Raw genomic sequence first — 286 nt, forward strand, 5'->3', positions numbered from 1 at the left:
GGCGTGTCCTGGCATCGCGCACAACGGCCTGTGCGAGGGGATGATCGCTGAGCGCTTCCACCGCGGCGCTCACAGTCAGCAATTCCGCTTCTGTCGCGTCGCCATAGGGCGCGATATCAACGAGGCGGGGATCGCCTTCGGTGAGCGTTCCGGTCTTGTCGAATGCAATGGCATCGACGCGTCCAAGCGCTTCGAGCGGTGCTCCGCCCTTGATGAGAACGCCTCCACGCGCCGCACGGGCAACGCCAGACAGGATTGCGCTTGGTGTCGCGATCGCCAGCGCGCA

Annotated in this window: 1 protein-coding gene; it reads right to left on the reverse strand. The window is 65.4% G+C overall.

Annotation, left to right across the window (positions count from 1 at the left end; genetic code table 11):
- Positions 1–286: HAD family hydrolase (locus tag HOC_RS20830; protein ID WP_035542858.1), on the reverse strand; the 286-nt coding region annotated here is incomplete at both ends.

Source organism: Hyphomonas oceanitis SCH89 (genome assembly GCF_000685295.1).
Taxonomy (GTDB): Bacteria; Pseudomonadota; Alphaproteobacteria; order Caulobacterales; family Hyphomonadaceae; genus Hyphomonas; species Hyphomonas oceanitis.